Here is an 18818-nt window from a genome sequence, read left to right on the forward strand (position 1 = left end):
CGTGACTAGCCGACGGGCTGCGCGTAGTGCAGGTCCACGGCCCCGGTGTAGCCGGGCAGCGTGGCCGTCCCGTCCTCGGTGACCTTCCAGCCGAGGCCGTAGACGTTGACGTACACCATGTAGTTCTGGATCGCCGGGGAGTCGGCGAGCGCCTTCTTCAGCCGGTCCGGGTCGCCGACCGCCGTGATCTTGTACGGCGGTGAGTAGACGCGGCCCTGGAGGATCAGGGTGTTGCCCACGCAGCGCACCGCGCTGGTGGAGATCAGCCGCTGGTCCATCACCTTGATCCCGCGGGCGCCGCCGTTCCACAGCGCGTTGACGACGGCCTGGAGGTCCTGCTGGTGGATGACCAGGTAGTCGGGCTGCGGCTCGGGGTAGCCGGGGAGCTTGGCGGTCGCGTTCGGCGGGGCGTCGTTCAGGGTGACGCTGACGGCCTTGCCCTTGAGCGGCCGGGTGCCCGCGCTGTCCTCCAGGCCGGAGAGCTTCTCGTCCTGCGCCTTCGTGCCGCCGCCGTCGCTGCGGGCGAGGGACTCGACGTCGCCGCGCAGGGTGGCGTTGGACTCGTCCAGTTCCTTGTTCTTGCGGCTGCGCTCCTGGACCAGGTCGGACAGCTTGAGCAGCGAGGTGTCCGTGCGGATGTTGGTGCCCTTGGCCGTGTCGAAGCTGGTGAAGAAGATCAGCCCGGCGAGCGCGAACACGGCCGCCGTGAGGATCCGCACCGGCGGGAAGCGGCGGACGCGGTCCCGGTCGGCACCCGGCCCCGGAGAGTCGGCGGAATTGCTCAACGTACCCTTATCTCCTTCGGCACCGCGGAAGCACTACGCTAACGGACGCCCCGGGGGAGCACTCGTCGTCCCCACGCAGTGCCCTTGTACGCTGCCCCGGAGCCAGTCCAGATTCCTGCGCGGCCACGCAGCGCATCGACAGGAGAGACCCTCGTGCCGAAGTCACGTATCCGCAAGAAGGCCGATTACACGCCGCCGCCCGCCAAGCAGGGCACGGTCATCAAGCTGGAGAGCCGCGGCTGGGTGGCCCCGGTGATGCTGGCCATGTTCGTCATCGGCCTGGCCTGGATCGTCGTCTTCTACGTGACCGACGGTTCGCTGCCGATCGACGCGCTGGACAACTGGAACATCGTGGTGGGCTTCGGCTTCATCGCCGCGGGGTTCGGCGTCTCCACGCAGTGGAAGTAGCGGCGGCCGACTCCGCCGGGCCCGGTGGAAGCGCGGTTCGCCGTACGGTGAACACAGCTCTGCCCACGGGTATCCGCTGAGTTATCCACAGGTCGGACCGAATTTCCACACAACGCCTGGGGAAAAGCCGACGATCTGTGGATAACTCATCAGCCGTTGACGCCGGTACGACTGTCGCACCACTCCGCTGGTAGCTGACTGCCCCCTGCCTGACCTGCACAGACACAGGTGAGCGACAGGGGGCACAGCTGTTCCCGCACACTGTGCACAAGGACGCGCACCCGCTGTGGACAACCGTGCGAGCAGGGCACAGCGGGCGGCGCGGAGGGCGACGGGAGCGGGCTCGGACGGGAGCGGGCTCAGGTGAGCTGGGCGGTTCTGACCACGGTCAGCACCACCACGACCGCCAGCACCAGCGCACAGGTCCCGTACTGCACCAGGTTCCGGTGCTCGCGCGGCGCGTGCACCATGGCGTAGCCGGTGATCACACCGGCGACGAGCCCGCCGACGTGCGCCTGCCAGGCGATGTTCAGCCCCGGGCCGAAGGTGAAGGCCAGGTTGATCGCCAGCAGCACGAGGACCGGCCGCATGTCGTAGCGGAGGCGGCGCATCAGCACGGCGGTGGCGCCGAAGAGACCGAAGATCGCGCCGGAGGCGCCGACCGTGCCCTGTGTGGGATCGACCAGCAGATATGTCAGCGCGCTGCCCGCGAGGCCGGAGACGAAGTAGAGCGACAGATAGCGGGCGCGGCCCAGCGCCGCCTCCAGCGGGCCGCCGATCCACCACAGGCTCAGCATGTTGAAGGCGATGTGCCACACCTGCTGATGGGTGAACATCGACGTCACCAGGAGGTACCACTGACCGCCCGCGACGCCCTGGGTCGGCGTGAACGGCGCCGGCGGCCAGGCGCCGAAGAGCACCAGGTGGTTCAGGAGGGACTTGTCGGCGGAGACCGCGATGAACACCGCGACGTTGATCCCGATGAGGATCTTCGTGAACAGCCGCGGATCGGCGCTCACCGCACCCCCGGCCACCGTGCGCGGCCGGGACGCCGCGGGCGTGTGCCCCGTCCCCGACCCGCTGCGGACGCAGTCCGGGCACTGGAACCCCACGGAGGCGCTGACCATGCACTCCGGGCAGATCGGCCGCTCGCAGCGGGTGCAGCGGATGCCGGTCTCGCGGTCCGGGTGCCGGTAGCAGGTGGGCACGCCCTGGCCGCCCTGGCCGACCTGCGGGCTGCCTGGTGCCTGGTCCATCGGGTCCCCTCACGTTCGTCACGGACGGTGCACGGCTCAGTACGGCTCACCGCGGGCAACGCACCGCCCCGCTCATCCTTACGGACGAGCGGGGCGTTTGGTTCCCTCGGGGCGCGGTGCCGGGAGTGGCTCCCGGCTCAGGCGTCGCGGGTCTCGACGACGACCGACTCGATGACGACGTCCTTGACGGGACGGTCGTTGCGCGGGTTGGTCTGCGTGCCCACGATGGCGTCGACGACCTTCTTGCTGGCGTCGTCGGCGACCTCACCGAAGATGGTGTGCTTGCGGGTCAGCCATGCCGTCGGGGCGACGGTGATGAAGAACTGCGAGCCGTTGGTGCCCGGACCGGCGTTGGCCATGGCCAGCAGGTACGGGCGGTCGAAGGCGAGGTCCGGGTGGAACTCGTCCTTGAACTGGTAGCCGGGACCACCGGTGCCGTTGCCCAGCGGGTCGCCGCCCTGGATCATGAAACCGCTGATCACCCGGTGGAAGACCGTGCCGTCGTACAGCCGGTCCGTGGTCTTCTCGCCGGTGGCGGGGTGCGTCCACTCGCGCTCACCGTTGGCGAGTTCCACGAAGTTGCGGACCGTCTCGGGGGCATGGTTCGGCAGGAGCCGCACCTGGATGTCGCCGTTGTTGGTCTTCAGGGTGGCGTAGAGCTGCTCAGCCACGATCTGCCTTCCGTTGTCTTCCTGTGACTCCCCGATCCTCGCACGGCGCGCGCCCCGCGTCGCCCGGCGGCCGCTTCCGGGCACCGATCCGCCGGAACCGGTTGCGGGATCCGGGGCGGCTCGCTCCGGTCCGGGGGGCGTGCGGCGCGCCGGTCCAGGGGGCGCGCGCATGACCCGGATGCGCGTCCTCGCATGCCTTCGGGGCCGTTCGCAGGCATGATCCGTAAAAGGGTGGAAAGTCGAATGACCGTACGCCACCGAGGAGGAGGAACCCGTGACCCGCATCGACAGCGTGCGCGCCGCGACCGGCTCGGCGAGGGACAGCGTGCTGCACGCCGCGGACGTGGTGGCGCCCTACGCCGACACGGCCAGGGACAGGGCCGCGCACTACGCGCACGAGGCACGCGTACGGCTCGTGCCGAAGGTGTCGCTCGCCGCCGACCAGGCCCGCGTCCAGTACGGCGCCTACGTCGCACCCCGGCTGGAGCAGGCGCGCACCCAGGCCATGACCCATGTCCCGCCGAAGCTGGACCAGGCCGCCCAGGAGGCCGCCGAGCGGACCCGCAGGGCCGCCCGCCAGGCCGCCGAGTACTCCAGGCCACGGATCGAGCAGGCGAGGGCCGCCGCGGCACCGGTCGCGGACGAGGCCGCAGCGCGCGGGGCCGCCGCGCTGGCCGCGCTGCGCGGCCAGGTCCCGGCCCGGAAGATCCAGAAGCTGGCCCGCCGGCAGAGCTGCCGGGCGCGGGCCGGGCGTGTCGCGAAGGTGTTCGTGATCGCCGGTGTCGTCGCGGGCGGCGCCTTCGCCGCCTGGAAGTGGTGGGACCGGCAGGCCAACCCGGACTGGCTGGTGGAGCCGCCCGCCCCGACCGAGGTCCCCGAGACCGGCCGGCTGTCCTCGGTGGACGGCAGCGGCCGGAGCGTGCTGGACCCCGAGGTCCGCGCGAAGGAGGACGAGGAGGACGACGAGGAGAAGGACCGCGACGAGTAGGGCTTCCCGGCCGCTGCGAACCGGATGATCCGTCCTGGTCAGGGACGGTCGGCGACGCTCCGGCCGGAGCGGGAACCGGCCGGGCGGGGCAGGGTCGTCGGATCGAAGAGAGCCGGGTGGAAACGTTCCTGGATGCAAAGGGCCGGTGTCCGCCGGTCCCGGTCCAGGATCAGACAGTGCCTGACGGCGGCCGGGCGGCCGCCGTCGTCGGCGTCCTGGCGGGCGAGGCCGCAGCCCGGCGGAACACCGGGACGGCGGGTCGGCGCGAGGGCCGCCCCCAGGGGTTCCCGGGTGTTCTCCGGGTGTTCTCCGGGAGCGCGGCCGGTCCAGGGACGGCGGCCGACCGCGCCGAGGACCCGCCTGGCCGACACCGTTGTCCCGCCCGGCAGGAGCAGCAGCGTCCGGCGGACGGCCACGCGTTCGCTCGCGCGCAGGCGGAGCGGGGCCCGCGCGTCCGGACCGGGCAGCCCGGACGCGCCAGGGGAGCAGCGGAGCACGCGCACCCGGAGGGGCGCGCCCAGCAGCTCCCGGAGCAGGCGCGCGGTCGTGCCGGTGCGGGCCAGGAGCAGCCGGGTCCGGGGCGCGGCGAACGCCTCCGGGGTGAGGGCCGTGGTCCCGTCGGCGGTGAGCGGGCTGTTGCGGGCGCGAGCACGGCGCCGCACCTGAGGACCGCCGACAGCGCCACCGCCCAGGCCCAGCCGTGGGGCGGGGCGAGGGAGACGACCGCGCCGGGGCCGGGGTCGGGGCCGAGGCCGGACCGCAGGAGCGCGTCCCGGACGCGGTCGGGCTTCCGGCCGAGCGCGCGGCAGGAGAGCACCCGTTCGAACGTGACCAGCGCGGGGCGCTCGCCACCGGCTCGGACGGCGGCGAACAGAGCTCTACGGAAGGGCAGACAGAGCTCTACGGAAGGGCAGTTCGTCACAGAACGCGGCGACATGGCACTCATCCGCCTTGATGCGCAGGGCAGATGGAATCCGCCGCGCGCACACCGCCCCAACACCGCTCGCTCTCTTGCGCGTTATGCCGAGTGGCACCTGCCGTACAACGCCTCCGCCGCGCCGCCGTCACACCGTCACCCGCGCACCGGGAGCCGCCGTACCGGGCCCTTCGACCGCGACCGCCACCCCCAGGAAGACCACGTATGACGCCTCCCCCACCCACGCTCCGCGTCCGCGATGTGCACAAGTCCTACGGCGACCGCGGCGTCCTGCGCGGGGTCGACCTCGAACTGCCGCCGGGCCTGCTGGCCGGCGTCGTCGGCGAGAACGGCTCCGGCAAGTCCACCCTGCTGCGCATCCTCGCCGGCCGCCTCACCGCCGACCGGGGCAGCGTCGAGCACCGGGGCGGCCTGGGCTACTGCCCCCAGCACACCGTGCTCAACCCCGCCTTCACCGTCGACCAGCACCTGCGGTTCTTCCAGGTCGCCTACGACCTGCCGGACCTGAGGCGGGCCCACGAGCTGCTGGAGATCCTCCGCTTCACCGGCCACCGCCGCCACCGGGTGACCACCCTCAGCGGCGGCACCCGGCAGAAGCTCAACCTCACCCTGGCCCTCATGCACGACCCGCCGCTGCTCCTGCTCGACGAGCCCTACCAGGGCTTCGACTGGGACACCTACGAGAGCTTCTGGGACCTCGCGGCGAGCCTGCGCGCCCGGGGCCGCTCGATCCTGGCCATCTCCCACATCGCCTTCGACACCGACCGCTTCGACCAGGTGTGGCGGCTGGACGGCGGGCGCCTGGGCCGGAGCACCGCACGCCCCGTAGCGGCGGGGAGCTGACATGCGACGCGCCTGGACCCGCTACTCCACCGCCGCCGGATACGCCGTCGTCGAACACCTGCGCAACCGGCTGGCCCTGGCGCTGGTGGTGTTCTTCATCCCCCTGTGGATCACGCTGGTCGTCCTCGTGATCACCGACGCCGACGTGCCGTTCCTCGTGCGGGCCACCCACCAGACCATCACCGTCGACGGCAACGACGCCAGCAAGCTCTCCGGCGCGCTCAACGCCGTCACGCTGATCGTCGGCTTCATGATGTTCATCGTCACCTACCGGTCCGCCGACTTCGACCACCGGCTGGCAGGCGCCGGGTACCCCCGCACCCACCTCCTCGCGGCCAAACTCACCTCGCTGGTCGCCGTGTCCGCGCTGATCTGCGCCTACGCCGTCACGGTCATCTGCTGGTACTGGACGCCCCGGCAGCCCGGGGTGCTCTGGCTCGCCGTCTTCGGAGCGGCCCTGGCCTTCGGCGGCATCGGCGTCATGCTCGGCGCGCTGCTGCGCGGCGAACTGGAAGGCATGTTCCTCATCATCATGCTCAGCATCATCGACACGGGGCTCCAGAACCCCGTCTCCAACCCGGACTCCGGCAGCGCCGTCGTCCGCTTCCTGCCCTGCTACGGCCCCATGCAGGCGAGCATCACCGCCGGTTTCCTGCACACCGTGCCCGCCACTCATCTGCTGCTGGGCCCGCTGTGGTTCCTGGGCACCGTCGCCGTCGCGGGCCTCGCCTTCCGGCTGCGCACCCACGACCGCAGACACCGCATCCCGTTCCTGCACCGCGTCCACCGCACGGCGGACGGGGGCACCGCATGACGGACATGACCTCCGCCCGGCCGCGTACGGCCCCGGGCACGGGCACAGGCGACGGGCCCGAGGCCGCCGAGCCCGTACGCGTCCCCGCCCCTTCCCCCGCCCCTCCCTTCGTCCCCTCGCCTGCCCCGCCGAGCGGGGCCGAGGAGCGGGCGGACGCGGCGGCCGGACTGCGCGCGCACATCGACGCCCTGTACCCGGCGCGGCCCGGGGAGGCGGAGCTACGGGAGATCTCCGCACTGCCGGACGACTGCGCGCTGCCGCCGGAGACGGCTGTCCGGCTCGACGACGCCCTGGTGCGGCCGGTGCGCCGGCTGATCGAGCGGGGCGGCCGCCGCTGGCGGCCCCGCCTCGCCACGGCCGCGGTCGAGGCCCTGGGCGGCGACCCGGCGGGCTTCGGCCCGCTGCTGGCCGCCGCGGAGATCCTCCACACCGGTTCGCTGATCGTCGACGACGTCCAGGACGGAGCCGTACGGCGCCGGGGCGCACCGGCGGCGCACGTCGAGTTCGGCCTGGCGGCGGCCCTCAACGCGGGCACGGCCGCCTACTTCTCCCTCGACCGGGTGCTGCCGGACCTGTCCCGCGACCCGCTGACCCAGGTGGCCATGTACCGGTCGTTCATGGCGGCGCTCCGCTCGGCCCACGCGGGCCAGGGCCTGGACATCGCCGGTCACCGGGAGGCGATGGACGCGGCGGCCGCGACCGGCGACGCGCGGCCCGTGCTCGAAGCGGTGCGCCTGACGCACCGCCTCAAGTCCGGGGCTCCCGTGCGCTGCCTGATGGAACTGGTCGCCCACACGTGCGGGACGGACGACGCGCTGCACCGGGCCCTCGCCCGGTACGGCGAAGCGGTCGGCACCGCCTACCAGATCACCGACGACGTCCAGGACCTCACCGGAGTGGTCCGCGACGGCGCCCCGACCAAGCTGATCGGCGAGGACCTGCGCAACGGCAAGGTCACCATGCCCCTGGCCCACGCCGTCGCCCTGCTCCCGCGCACCGAGCTGACCGCGCTGTGGCAGAGCGTACGGACCCCCGGAGCGGACCCCGGGACCGTACGGGAGGCGATCACCGCCCTCGTCTCCTCGGGCGCCCTGCGCGCGGCCCGCGAGGAGGCCGACCACCTGGTGGAACGGGCCTGGACCGCCCTGTCCCCCCACCTGCCCCCGTCCGGGGCCGCCACCCGCCTGCACACCCTCGGCCGCGCGACCGTACGCCGCAGCCGCCTCGCCTGAAGGAGGGACAAAAAACACCCCCTCTGATCGCGTTCCCGCACATCAGAGGGGGTGGAAGAAGTGGAGCCTAGGGGAGTCGAACCCCTGACATCTGCCATGCAAAGACAGCGCTCTACCAACTGAGCTAAGGCCCCGGAAGAGAAGCATCCGTCCGGTGAACCGCCTGCCGTCCGGGTGCCGCAGACCAGAGTACCGGGTCACCCCCCGGATCTCGCAAAAAGATGGGGGCTCCCCGCGACCGACCACTCTCCGTAAGATGCTCGGCGTGGTTCGCGACAGCGAACCGCGGTACTTGGGGAAGCGATGGGGAGACGCAATGGACGCCGCACAGCAGGAAGCGACCGCGAGAGCGCGGGAACTTCAGCGGAACTGGTACGGGGAGCCGTTGGGGGCGCTCTTCCGTAAGCTCATAGACGATCTGGGGCTCAACCAGGCGCGTCTGGCGGGGGTGCTGGGGCTGTCCGCGCCGATGCTCTCGCAGCTGATGAGCGGCCAGCGGGCGAAGATCGGCAATCCGGCGGTGGTCCAGCGGGTGCAGCTGCTCCAGGACCTGGCGGGGCAGGTGGCGGACGGCAGCGTCAGCGCGGCCGAGGCGACCGAGCGCATGGAAGAGATCAAGAGGTCGCAGGGGGGCTCGGTGCTCAGCAACACCACTCAGACGACGAGCGGTTCGGGCGCTCCCACCGTCAAGCGCGTGGTCCGCGAGATCCAGTCGCTGCTGCGCTCGGTCGCCGCGGCGGGCGACATCATCGAGGCCGCGGACAGCCTCGCCGCCACCCATCCCGAACTGGCCGAGTTCCTGCGGGTGTACGGCGCCGGCCGCACCTCCGACGCCGTGGCGCACTACCAGTCACACCAGAACTGACCCCACCGGAAAGGGTCGTAGCGCGCGTCGCGGGGGAAGCCAAGGGGAGGTGACCCCTGGGGGAGGAGCGACGCGCAGCCATGGGTGAGGTCTTCGCCGGCCGGTACGAGCTGGCCGACCCGATCGGACGCGGTGGGGTCGGCGCGGTCTGGCGCGCCTGGGACCACCGCCGGCGCCGGTACGTGGCCGCGAAGGTCCTCCAGCAGAGCGACGCGCACTCCCTGCTGCGCTTCGTGCGGGAACAGGCGCTGCGGATCGACCATCCGCATGTGCTCGCACCGGCCAGTTGGGCCGCCGACGACGACAAGGTCCTGTTCACCATGGACCTGGTCGCCGGCGGCTCGCTGGTCCATCTGGTCGGGGACTACGGCCCGCTGCCGCCGCGGTTCGTCTGCGTCCTCCTGGACCAGTTGCTCGCGGGGCTCGCCGCGGTGCACTCGGAAGGGGTCGTGCACCGGGACATCAAGCCCGCGAACATCCTGCTGGAGGCCACCGGCACCGCGCGGCCGCGGCTGCGGCTGTCCGACTTCGGCGTCGCGATGCGGCTGGGCGAGCCCCGGCTGACCGAGACCGACCTGGTCGTGGGGACGCCCGGCTATCTCGCACCCGAGCAGCTGATGGGTGCCGACCCGGACTTCCCCGCCGACCTGTTCGCCACCGGCCTGGTCGCCCTCTATCTGCTCCAGGGCGCCCGGCCCGACGCCCGTGCGCTCGTCGAGCACTTCGCCGAGCACGGGACACCGGGCGCGCCCCAGGGCATCCCCGAGCCGCTGTGGCAGGTCGTGGCCGGTCTGCTGGAGCCGGACCCCCGGGCCAGGTTCCGCACGGCCACCGGAGCCCGCAAGGCCCTCGCCTCGGCCCTCGAACTCCTCCCGCCCCCGGGCCCCGACGACGAGCCCATCGAGATCTTCGACCAGCTCGGCCCCCTCCCCCCGGACTTCGGCCCGGCCGGCCCACCCCCGCGCGGGCCCGGCGCTCCCGGCCCCGGCCCCCTGCCCGACGCGGCCGCCATCAGCGGAGGCGCTCCGCCGCCGCGCGGGGCGGGACGGGGCGGTCCGCCGCCGCGTGCGGCGGAACCGAGCGGTTCACTGCCGCGCGGTGCGGGGGCGAGCGGTTCACCGCCGGACGCGACCGGCTCGGGCGTACCGCTGCCGCCCGCGGTCGAGCCGGGGCGGCCGGTGCCGCGCCCGGCCCCGCCCGTCGGCTCTGCGCCGCCCGGATCGAGCGCGCCCGGACCGGGACCGTCCGTCTCCCCGACGACCGGTCCCGCGGTGCAGGACGGCACCCGGGCGCCCGGACACGATCCGAGCGGGCCGCTGCCCCCGCCACTGCCCCCTGGGTACGGCCCGCAGCACCTGCGTCAGCCTGGCGAAGTCGCCCGCAGCGGCTTCCCCCCGCCCGATCCCGCCGCCCTCCCCGTACGCCCCGGCGCCGCCCCCTCGGCTCCCCTCCCTTCCCCTCCCTCCGCTCCCTCCGCGCGGAGGGAGGGCGCGGCCATGCCGGACACCGGCGGCTTCCCCCTGGCGCCGCCCCGCCGCTCCGGCCCTCCGGGAACTCCCGCCGCCCGGTCCTCCACGGCCGACGACACCTCCACAGCGCCGTACACCGTCGCGACCCCGCAGGAGCCGCCCCGAAGGTCACGGGAGTTCTCCCGGCACCGCGCCGCCCGCGCCCGGCGCCCCGGGCCGCCCACCGCCGTGGCGATCACGCTGCTCCTGCTCGCGCTGGCCTGCTACGCCGTCGGCCTCTGGGCGCTGTTCCGGCTGTGAGGGCCGTGGAGGTGTCGTCGGCCGTGGGGACCGCGGGAGCCATGGGAGCCGTGGGGCCAGCCCACCCGGATTACGCCCCGGTCCCCGCCCTGGTTCCCGCCCCGGTCACCGTCCCGGCCGCCGCCGCCCGCCGGGCGGTCAGGGTCCACACCCCGAGGACGGCGAGCAGCGCGGTCCCCGTGCCGAGTCCGGCCGCGGCGAGCACCCGCAGCCCCGTGGAACCGGCCGCCGCACCCGGGCCGCCGGGGCCACCGGGGACCCGGCCCCCAACCGCCGCCTCCCGGTCGCGGGCCGTGACCTCGAACAGCCCCGCGGGCTCGGAGCGTCCCGCGTACCCCGGCCCCGGTCCCGCGGCGCCGCTCACCCGCACCCGCAGGGTCAGGTCGTAGGGACCGTCCCCGAACACACCGGCCGTCTGCGCGGCGAGATGCACGACCAGGTAGTACGAGCCGGCGAACCGCATGCCCTTGGCCGGGTCGGTGAAACCGTGGCGGTTGGCGTAGGCGACGGGCGGCAGGGGGGCCAGCACGGCGGACGCCGGATGCCCGCTGTAACCGGCGTACGCCTCCTCCACCGAGCCGCGCACCGGGTTGTACAGCGACAGCGTCAGCGCCCCGTCGGCGTATCCGCTGCCGCCGCTCGCACCGCCCAGCCCGGCCGTGGCGTCCAGCCGCTGCCCCCAGTCCACGGGCACCCGGTAGAAGAGCGTCCCGCCGGGCCGGATCCGGTCCCGCCAGACGCCCTGCCCGACCGGGGCGGCCCGCTCGAACCCGGCGCCGCCCGCCCGGTCCGCCACCGGGCCGGTGACAGGCGCGAGGGAGGCGGAGTCCACGGCCGGCGGGGTGTCCGTCGCCCCGGCCGCCCGCTCCAGACCGGGCTCGGACGCCGCGGTCAGCTCCAGGGGCCAGGGTTCCGGTGCGGAACCCTCGGCGGAGATGCGCTCGACGAGCACGTAGTACGCGCCGGCGCCCTGGCACAGCGCCTGCCCGGAGGAGACCTCCCGGGCGCCCCAGGCGGCGATGGGGTGCGGGCTGCGGCTCGTGCCGAAGCGGGCGGTCTGGTAGGAGCAGGAGGTGCCGTGGGCGTCCCGCACGGTGACCCGGAGGCCGTCCGTGGCGGCGACCGCGCCGCCGGGTGCGGGAACGGCCGTGGCGGAGACATAGGCGGTGGTCGCGGCGTCGAGGTCGAGGCGGTAGTAGAGCCGGCCGCCGCCGGGCAGGGCGCTGCGGTAGGTGCGGCCGGGTTCGAGGCGGGGCGCGCCGCCCGGGGACGCCGCTCCGGCGACGGACCGGGCACCGGCGGCGAAGGCGTACGGGTCCGGTGTCCCGGCGGCGAGCGCCCCCGGCGCCGCCACGGCGGCCACCAGGCCCAGCACCGCGGCCGCGGCCGCCACCACCACCGGGCGCACCCTCGGACGCGTCGGTCTCGTCCCGGCACCGCCCGTGCGGGGCCCCCGTCCCGTCGTGGGCCGTCTCATCCCCGCGCCACCCCTCGCGTTCGCCGCCGCCGCTTCGGACGTCGGCCATCCTGCCCCGGGCGGGGTTGCGCCATCCGCGTATCGCGTACGGACGTCCGAAACATCCGGGTCGGGAGGCGGGAGCCACCCCACGGCTACCTCACGCGGTCCGGGTCCGCAACACGGGATCGGCTCCGGACACACAAAACCCCGACCGCTGCGGCGGCCGGGGTCTGTTCAGGACCGGTGGTCGGTGCTCACGAACCCGTGGGCACGGAGTCAGTCGCCTCCGTCCACAGATCCTGCTCGGCGCGATCCGCCTGGATCTGGCGGTACACGAGGAGCCCGCCGATGGCGGCCAGTGCGACCAGGAGAAGCTTCTTCACCGCGCGACCTCGTCTTTCGTTGACGTAGGGGACCTCTGGCGCCCGACTATACACACCGGCCGATACCGATCGGTGACCTGCGTCCGCCCTCAACTGTCCGGTAGCGGAACGCAGTAGACGGCCGTCGAAACGTTCCGATCGGAGGGTGATCAGACCCGCACGGACGGTGACATTTGCCCACCCTCATCCCATCTCCGGAGCTTTTCGCCGCTCATGCGTCCATCCGAGTGGTGTTCATCCGAAGATCCCCGCGCCACGGGCGTCGGTCCACCACTTCGCGTCGCTCATACACATGATGAGCAAAGTACGCAAATCGCCCAACCCGAAAGTGAGGGGCCATGGACCAGCACAGGGTCATGAAGCTGTGGACCGCCATCGTCACCGCCTTCCTCGCGCTCTGCACGGCGCTCGGACTCGTCACCACGACCGCCACCGCGGCCACGGTCGCTCCGCAGCCCGAGACGGCGCCCAAGAGCACCACGGCGAGGGTGCCGGCCCAGACGACGGCGAACAGGCCCAGAGCCCACGCCCGGTCCCTGCCCCCCACGATGAAACAGCGGATCCGCGCCGAGGCGCACGGAAAGTCCCCGAGTTGCCGCCACCGCCCGCTCGCGGACGCGCAGTCGCTCGCCACCGACCCGGAATGCGAACCCGACGAACCTCCGGCCCGCCCCAGCATCCCGCTCCAGCGCTGACAGAACCGCCCGGCACCGCCGGAGCCCTCCTCAGCACCCATTGACGTAACGGCGAAGCGCGTACGGCCTCCCCGAAACGCACCACCGCAGCACCGCACCACCCCGTCAGCCCGAAGACCCGGTCGGCCCGCCGACCGGGTCCTCCCCATGCCCGCACACCCCTGAGAACCCCGCCGAACATGCCGAACATGCCGAGCACGGCGCGAGTACGGCGATCACGCCGAGCACCACGAGTACCTGCACCCTGCGGCCCCGGCTCCCAAACCGACCGCCCGCCGCACGGCGCGGTCCCGCTCCGCCTCCCACTGCGGCACGGCAGCACGGCACCGTCCGCCCCCACACACACGAAGAGAGCGGGCGCCCCATCCGGGGCACCCGCTCTCTTCGTTCACTGCTGCTGTGGGGCTAACAGGATTTGAACCTGTGGCCTCATCCTTATCAGGTCGATCACGCAGCGCCTTCGCGGTCGGTGCACCCGCTACGTGTCTCGATCTGCAGTCCGCTGCCATCCCTGGTTGACCGCCGCCGTTCGCCGCTGTTGGTGTCAGGCGCTGGTGTCAGCTCCAACCGACGGCCTTGACAGATGCCAAATCTGCCGAGTCTGCCTACCCAGGTTCGAACCTTGGTGCCGTCACCAGCAAACGACCGGACCCCGACCATCGAGGACGGTCGGGGTCCGGTCGCTTTCCTGATCAATACCGGTTCCCCTCTTCCCGTGGATCCCCGCTCCTTCGGGCACGTGGCGGCCACGCCGTCCAGACTCAGTAGAAATGGCGATCGACTACCTTGGGGAAGCTCCGGTGCAGCTGGTACGCCCGCCAGATGCCAACGGCCGCTTGCACGAACGAACGCCAGCACTGCTCGTCCCGGTGCTTTAGATCTTGTGTCTCAAGGTTGAGGCTCATCGCGTCTGCCGGCGCTTGGCCCGCGCTATCGCAGATACGGAAGCTGCCGTCCGCTGGGGCGAAGAGCAGCCAGCCCGTGTGCCCTTCATCGTCAGCCCACGTGTAGATCGCTCCGTCGGCTCCGCTGGACGTCAGCCGGACTCGAACCCATGCCGCCATCGGTCTCCTCCCTGTGCATCCCCACGCTGAGCGGAGCACGATATCGCGCGGCTGACATATCGGCTTTGAGCGGGAACTGGCATGGGGCGAGGGGCCATGGTCCGGACGCTGGCCAAGAGCCCTAGTTTGGAAGATCGCGTACGCGGGTTGTCGCCGAGCTGGGGAGTTGCTGATCTGCTGTTTCCTGTGTCTCGGCCTGTGACTCCCCGTTGCTCCCCGCCCGTCCCTTGCCTGGCGGGCACGCCAAGGGCACGATCCGCCGCTGCTACCCCAACCTGCTGACCAGGGGGGCGACCATCAGCAGCAGAGCTACCACCGTCGAAATCAGTTGCAGGATCTGCGTCACTTTCGCGGTCTTGGTGTGCGTGCAACTTTGCTCGACGGGCGTGCGTGCATGCATGTCGAGCGTGTTGGCGTGCATGTCGAGCGTGCACGCGTGCACGATAGGCTTGCATGCGTGCATGATGCCGCTGTAATGTCTCGTACCAACTAACGCATTGCATTGCCATGCGTTAGACAGTCCGATGGACTGACCTTGGGGTTCCTTCTTCATGTTGCCTCCATGGCGTCTGTTGGCCACGCCTTAGCCGTAGTGCGCCTAACTTTGACGGGTTCGCGCATGCGGCTAGTTGGCGTTGCCTAGTTACAACTAGGCGGAATCGTAGCGCACATGGGTTGTGCTGTGCCCCACCATCTGTGAAAGCTGACGGCTCGCCACCAGCTCCGACCCACCACTCACCCCGGCTTCCATCCCGTCCGCCGTCGACCCACACACCGTGGAGCGGGCGTGGTTCAGGGCGTCCAGGTGGAGCGCGCCACTGTACGAACGACCTGGACGCCCTGGGCCGCGTCTGCTCGGCTCTGCCTGGGTCGACGGTGGTCGGGATGGGAGCTCCCCGCGCACGCCCCTACGGACCCGCGGGCGGGAACGGCGCCCCCTCCATCCCGGTGCCGGCCGATCCCCCGCCGGAGGCATCGTCTTGACCGTGGCATGCGTACGGTGATCACCTATTGCCCCGGCCTCTCACGTGGGCGCGCGTTGGCGCAGCCCGCCGGAGCGGGCCGAAGGCAGGAGCGGCGGCGGAGCGGAGCCAGGGCGCGCCCGGCGGAGCGGAGCGCAGCCGGGGCTTGATGAGGTAGAGAAACCTGTAACCGCTCAGGCACTCAGAGGGTCAGGAACGGGCGTCTCGTCGGTGAATCCGTGATCGGCAAGGCCGGTAGGACGCTGGGCAAGCCAGCCCGAGACTCGCGGTCCGCCGTTGACAGCGCCGCCCTCGCGGATGGTCGTCACGTACTGAAAGCCTTGATCAAGGTAGTAGCGCTGGAGCCGCTCGTTCGTGGTCCACGCATCGAGTCGCAGCCATCGGGCACCCGCCCGATAAGCCCGGTCGCCAGCCCAATCCAGCAGCCTGCCACCGAGGTTCTGCCCCGCATAGTCGCGAGAGATCGTCAGTTTGTTGACGAACATCGACGGTTCAGCCAGCTCCTCCTCCGACCACAGCCCCTCTTCGGCTTCTGGGGTGACTGTGATGGTGCCAGCGGTCCTTCCCCCGTCCCGCAGCATGAAGACTGTGCCCCCTTCAATGGTGGCCAAGAGGCGGTCCGCCGGGTACGGCCGACTCCACTGGTCGCTTCCGAGTTTGCTGATCCAGGCGGAGGCTTCGATACGGAAGGCCAATAGCGCTTCAAGGTCGGCAGGTGTTGCGGCGGTGACTCTCACTGAACTTCGTTCTCTCGGGCGGACAGGTTGCCGATCTCGTAGTTCATGCGGTTGAGATCGCCTCGGAAGGTAGTGACTGTGCAACGCACCGGACGCTCGGCGGTGTATCCGGTACGGGTCCACAGCAGCACCGGGATACCGGGGCCGATCTCCAGCAACCGTGCTTCCTCTGGCGTCGGCATCCGCGTGGCGATCTCGTCGGCGTACCCAATCTGCTCGACTCCCAGACTGGCCAGGTAGCGTGTCGTCCCCTCGTCAATGTCGCCGGGCTCCGAAAGCCGGGGCGCGTCCTTGACGAGCCAATCCGGGTAGTGCGTCGCCTGTGTGGACCAGGGGACATCGTCCACGAAGCGGTGACAGAATCGGAGAACTGCCCGTTCACCCGCCTCCACCCGGAGCCGGTGAGCAACGTACTCGGACGCTGTGGTCACCTCGACCCGGAACGTCTGGTGAGGGCGTCGGCCAGCATTCGTCACGTCCGTCGAGTACGCGTCGCCGTTCTGCGGAAAGTCCAAGTTCTCGAAGCGTGAAGCGTTCAGTTCGAAGACCTCGTGCTTCCGGACCTCGTAGCCCAGGCCCTGGCTCGACGCGATGAGCCCTTCGCCTACCAGCACAGCTAGCCCTGAACGGACAGTGTTCCGGGAAGCAGTGAAGCGATTCGCCAACTCGGCCTCCGAGGGCAGCCGCGCGCCTGGCCCATAGGTGCCGTTGTCGATCTCACGGCGCAGTGCATCGGCGACCTGTTGGTACTTCGGCTGCTTGCTCATGCACCCATCATGACGCACTCGCTCAACTTGTTGGTACATGTAGCGCCAAAGTGCTTGACGAATCACACAGGGTCAGGCACGCTCTCACTTGTACCAACAAGTTGAGCATGCTGGCCAACAGGTCTGGATGCACAAGCCAGGGAGCGGCCTCCCACCGCCAAGTAGTCAGCCGCTCCCCGTCCCATAGAGGGAGCTTCCATCATGCCTGCAACTGTGGTTGCTGAGCACGTTGTCCCGGCTGTTCCGTCCTCACCCGTGGTGAGGGTGACGGGGCTGACGAACGGTGAGCGCGCGGTCGCGCTGTACGCCTCCGACATGCCCGGCGGGTACCGCTTCGGCCGGGGCGATGACGGCACGGTGATGGCCTGGGTCCTCCAGGGTGTGGCCCGTCTCGGGTTCAAGGACGTCTACGACGCTGCCGGTGAGGTGCGCTACTACGGCGTTCTGCGGCAGGCGGGCCGGGTCACCGCTGAGGTGCGCCGTGGTGTGCGCCGCCGTTTCCCCGACCGCAGGCGACTGGAGTGCGCGGAGCGGACGTCCGCCATGCTCACCTACCGTCTGGCCGACGTGGAGCCGGAATCCGGCTGGGTCGGGGACGACACCTTCAAGATCTACCGCGCCTACGGCGACGACATCGACGAGGTGGGCGTATGAGCCGCACCCGTCCCAACTCCCGCCGTGTCAGGGACATGAGGCAGCGCCTGCTGTGCCGGGACGGCCGCCGCTGCTTCTACTGCCGCACCCCGTTCACCTCGGACACGGACGCCACTCTCGACCACTACATCCCTTACTCGCTGTGGCGGACGTGGTGGGCCCGGAACCTGGTGCTGGCCTGCACCGACTGCAACAGCGGCAAGGGCGACCGACTGCCCTGGCCCCTGGTCTGGGTCCTGCTGGCCACTGCCCCGGCCTGCCCGGCGGGGGTGCCCGCATGACCGCCTTCCCCGTGCCCCCGTCCGAGGTGGCACCGCAGCCCGCTTCGGCGGGGATCGACCCCGTGACCCTGGCCGACCTGCTGCGGGTGGCGAACCTGCCCGGCTTCGACCGCTGGCAGGAACAGGTGCGCCGTACCGGTGGCTGTGCCCAGCCGATCCGGCTGAGGGGCCAGACCGTCACCCGCGACCGCGCCACCGGCGACGTCCTCTACTCCTACAGCACCGAGCACGAGCCGGGCGGCATGCTCCGGGTGGCCTGCGGCAACCGGCGGGCCTCGCGCTGTCCCGCGTGCGCCTGGACGTATGCCGGGGACGTGTACCACCTGATCCGGGCCGGGATCACCGGCGACCCCCGGATGGGCATCACCGACAGGGTCCGGCAGCATCCCGGCGTGTTCGCCACCCTGACGGCCCCGTCGTTCGGGCCGGTCCACAACCGACCGTCCTCCGGCCGCTGCCGCTGCGGGAGCTCCCACACCGAAGACGCTCCGGCCCTGGGCACAGCCCTCGACCCGGCCCGCTACGACTACGCCGGGGCCGTGCTGTGGAACAACCACGCCGGGGACCTGTGGCGCCGCTTCACCATCTACCTGCGCCGGGAGATCGCCGCCCGTGCCGGGCTCACCCAGACGGCCATGCGGGAGGTGTGCCGGGTCTCCTTCGGCAAGGTCGCCGAGTTCCAGAAACGCGGCTCCGTGCACTTCCACGCCGTGGTCCGCCTCGACGGCCCGGACGGACCGCACGACCTTCCGCCCGCGTGGGCCACGACCGCTCTCCTGGACGACGCCATCAAGGCCGCTGCCGCCCGGGTCGCCGTACCGGTCCCCGCGGGCGGTGACTTCCCCGCCCGCACCCTGCGCTGGGGCTCCCAGGTGGACGTGCAGCCGATCGGCAGCCTGCAGGGTGTCGAACTGACCGACACGGCGGTCGCCTCCTACGTCGCCAAATACGCCACCAAAGCCGCCGAAGCCACCGAGACAGTGGACCGCCGGATCGGGGAGCTGGCCGAACTCGACCGCCTGCCACTGCCCCCGCACACCCGCCGCCTGATCGANGCNTGCCACNCCCTGGACGACGCCTACCCCGACCGGCTGCTGTGGCGCTGGGCCCACATGCTCGGCTTCCGCGGCCACTTCATGACCAAGTCCCGCGCCTACTCCACCACCCTCAGCGAACGCCGCCAGGTACGCGCCGACTACCGCGCCCGCCAGGAACGCCACGAACGCG

At 71.6% G+C, this 18818-nt stretch carries 20 protein-coding genes and 1 tRNA gene; 11 read left to right on the forward strand and 10 right to left on the reverse strand.

The genetic code is table 11. The features are described from left to right. Positions 1 to 5: 5 nt before the first annotated feature. Entirely contained in the window at positions 6 to 785 is a 780-nt protein-coding gene (locus B086_RS0124995) for a DUF881 domain-containing protein (protein WP_018569172.1), read from the reverse strand. A 153-nt stretch (positions 786 to 938) separates the two neighbouring features. Between B086_RS0124995 and crgA the strand changes: the two genes are divergently transcribed. Next, the gene (gene crgA, locus B086_RS0125000; protein WP_018569173.1) at positions 939 to 1193 is read left to right on the forward strand and encodes a cell division protein CrgA; all 255 of its coding nucleotides are present in this window, start codon (positions 939 to 941) and stop codon (positions 1191 to 1193) included. A gap of 359 nt (positions 1194 to 1552) precedes the next feature. On the opposite strand, the gene B086_RS0125005 is transcribed toward crgA, so the two are convergent. Further along, the gene (locus B086_RS0125005) at positions 1553 to 2449 is read right to left on the reverse strand and encodes a rhomboid family intramembrane serine protease (protein ID WP_018569174.1); all 897 of its coding nucleotides are present in this window, start codon (positions 2447 to 2449) and stop codon (positions 1553 to 1555) included. Between the two features lie 137 nt (positions 2450 to 2586). Then, positions 2587 to 3120 (reverse strand): peptidylprolyl isomerase, encoded by a 534-nt coding sequence (locus tag B086_RS0125010; RefSeq protein ID WP_018569175.1) that lies wholly within the window; start codon positions 3118 to 3120, stop codon positions 2587 to 2589. Between the two features lie 274 nt (positions 3121 to 3394). On the opposite strand from B086_RS0125010, the gene B086_RS0125015 reads away from it, so the two are divergent. Then, entirely contained in the window at positions 3395 to 4108 is a 714-nt protein-coding gene (locus tag B086_RS0125015) for a DUF5324 family protein (RefSeq protein ID WP_018569176.1), read from the forward strand. Between the two features lie 38 nt (positions 4109 to 4146). Here B086_RS0125015 and B086_RS0125020 read toward each other — a convergent pair whose 3' ends face one another. Further along, positions 4147 to 4770 carry a hypothetical protein gene (locus B086_RS0125020; protein WP_018569177.1) on the reverse strand — a complete coding sequence of 208 codons (624 nt, stop codon included), beginning with the start codon at positions 4768 to 4770 and terminating at the stop codon, positions 4147 to 4149. Positions 4771 to 5249: 479 nt separating this feature from the next. On the opposite strand from B086_RS0125020, the gene B086_RS0125025 reads away from it, so the two are divergent. From B086_RS0125025 to B086_RS40705, 3 genes are read left to right on the forward strand one after another with little or no spacing between them, the layout of a single operon-like run. Next, positions 5250 to 5888 (forward strand): ATP-binding cassette domain-containing protein, encoded by a 639-nt coding sequence (locus B086_RS0125025; protein ID WP_018569178.1) that lies wholly within the window; start codon positions 5250 to 5252, stop codon positions 5886 to 5888. A 1-nt stretch (position 5889) separates the two neighbouring features. Next, entirely contained in the window at positions 5890 to 6702 is an 813-nt protein-coding gene (locus B086_RS0125030) for a hypothetical protein (protein ID WP_018569179.1), read from the forward strand. Beyond that, positions 6699 to 7934, forward strand: coding sequence for a polyprenyl synthetase family protein (locus B086_RS40705; RefSeq protein ID WP_018569180.1), 1236 nt, complete (start codon positions 6699 to 6701; stop codon positions 7932 to 7934). Before B086_RS0125030 ends, B086_RS40705 begins: the two co-directional genes overlap by 4 nt. Before the next feature lie 61 nt (positions 7935 to 7995). On the opposite strand, the gene B086_RS0125040 is transcribed toward B086_RS40705, so the two are convergent. Beyond that, positions 7996 to 8068 (reverse strand) — tRNA-Ala (locus tag B086_RS0125040). A 182-nt stretch (positions 8069 to 8250) separates the two neighbouring features. On the opposite strand from B086_RS0125040, the gene B086_RS0125045 reads away from it, so the two are divergent. Both B086_RS0125045 and B086_RS0125050 read left to right on the forward strand, forming a co-directional pair. Continuing rightward, the gene (locus B086_RS0125045) at positions 8251 to 8799 is read left to right on the forward strand and encodes a helix-turn-helix domain-containing protein (protein ID WP_018569181.1); all 549 of its coding nucleotides are present in this window, start codon (positions 8251 to 8253) and stop codon (positions 8797 to 8799) included. Between the two features lie 80 nt (positions 8800 to 8879). Next, complete coding sequence (locus B086_RS0125050; protein WP_018569182.1) at positions 8880 to 10568, forward strand: serine/threonine-protein kinase; 1689 nt, start codon at positions 8880 to 8882, stop codon at positions 10566 to 10568. Positions 10569 to 10638: 70 nt separating this feature from the next. Here the strand turns inward: B086_RS0125050 and B086_RS0125055 are convergent, their stop codons facing one another. Beyond that, positions 10639 to 11976: a hypothetical protein gene (locus B086_RS0125055; protein WP_018569183.1), complete on the reverse strand. Its 1338-nt coding sequence runs from the start codon at positions 11974 to 11976 to the stop codon at positions 10639 to 10641. 305 nt (positions 11977 to 12281) lie between these two features. Continuing rightward, entirely contained in the window at positions 12282 to 12410 is a 129-nt protein-coding gene (locus B086_RS45635) for a DLW-39 family protein (protein WP_003999697.1), read from the reverse strand. Between the two features lie 338 nt (positions 12411 to 12748). Between B086_RS45635 and B086_RS0125065 the strand changes: the two genes are divergently transcribed. Next, on the forward strand, positions 12749 to 13105 hold the full coding sequence (locus B086_RS0125065; RefSeq protein WP_018569184.1) for a DUF6344 domain-containing protein: 357 nt from the start codon (positions 12749 to 12751) through the stop codon (positions 13103 to 13105). A 1329-nt stretch (positions 13106 to 14434) separates the two neighbouring features. On the opposite strand, the gene B086_RS0125075 is transcribed toward B086_RS0125065, so the two are convergent. The 3 genes from B086_RS0125075 to B086_RS0125085 form a co-directional block, all read right to left on the reverse strand. Further along, a complete protein-coding gene (locus tag B086_RS0125075; RefSeq protein WP_158690414.1) occupies positions 14435 to 14722 on the reverse strand; it encodes a hypothetical protein in 288 nt (95 codons plus the stop codon). Positions 14723 to 15325: 603 nt separating this feature from the next. Next, a complete protein-coding gene (locus B086_RS0125080) occupies positions 15326 to 15889 on the reverse strand; it encodes a GNAT family N-acetyltransferase (protein WP_018569187.1) in 564 nt (187 codons plus the stop codon). Then, entirely contained in the window at positions 15886 to 16656 is a 771-nt protein-coding gene (locus tag B086_RS0125085) for a GntR family transcriptional regulator (protein WP_018569188.1), read from the reverse strand. The genes B086_RS0125080 and B086_RS0125085 overlap by 4 nt, the downstream gene beginning before the upstream one ends. Before the next feature lie 255 nt (positions 16657 to 16911). On the opposite strand from B086_RS0125085, the gene B086_RS0125090 reads away from it, so the two are divergent. From B086_RS0125090 to repSA, 3 genes are all read left to right on the forward strand, one after another. Next, positions 16912 to 17310, forward strand: a complete 399-nt coding sequence (locus tag B086_RS0125090; RefSeq protein ID WP_018569189.1) for a hypothetical protein — start codon at positions 16912 to 16914, stop codon at positions 17308 to 17310. After that, positions 17307 to 17591 carry an HNH endonuclease gene (locus B086_RS40710; protein WP_018569190.1) on the forward strand — a complete coding sequence of 95 codons (285 nt, stop codon included), beginning with the start codon at positions 17307 to 17309 and terminating at the stop codon, positions 17589 to 17591. The genes B086_RS0125090 and B086_RS40710 overlap by 4 nt, the downstream gene beginning before the upstream one ends. Next, the coding region (repSA, locus tag B086_RS0125100; protein ID WP_018569191.1) for a replication initiator protein RepSA at positions 17588 to 18818 on the forward strand (1231 nt) is incomplete at its 3' end. The genes B086_RS40710 and repSA, both read left to right, overlap by 4 nt.

The sequence above is a fragment of the Streptomyces sp. PsTaAH-124 genome (assembly GCF_000373685.1).
Classification (GTDB): Bacteria; Actinomycetota; Actinomycetes; order Streptomycetales; family Streptomycetaceae; genus Streptomyces; species Streptomyces andamanensis.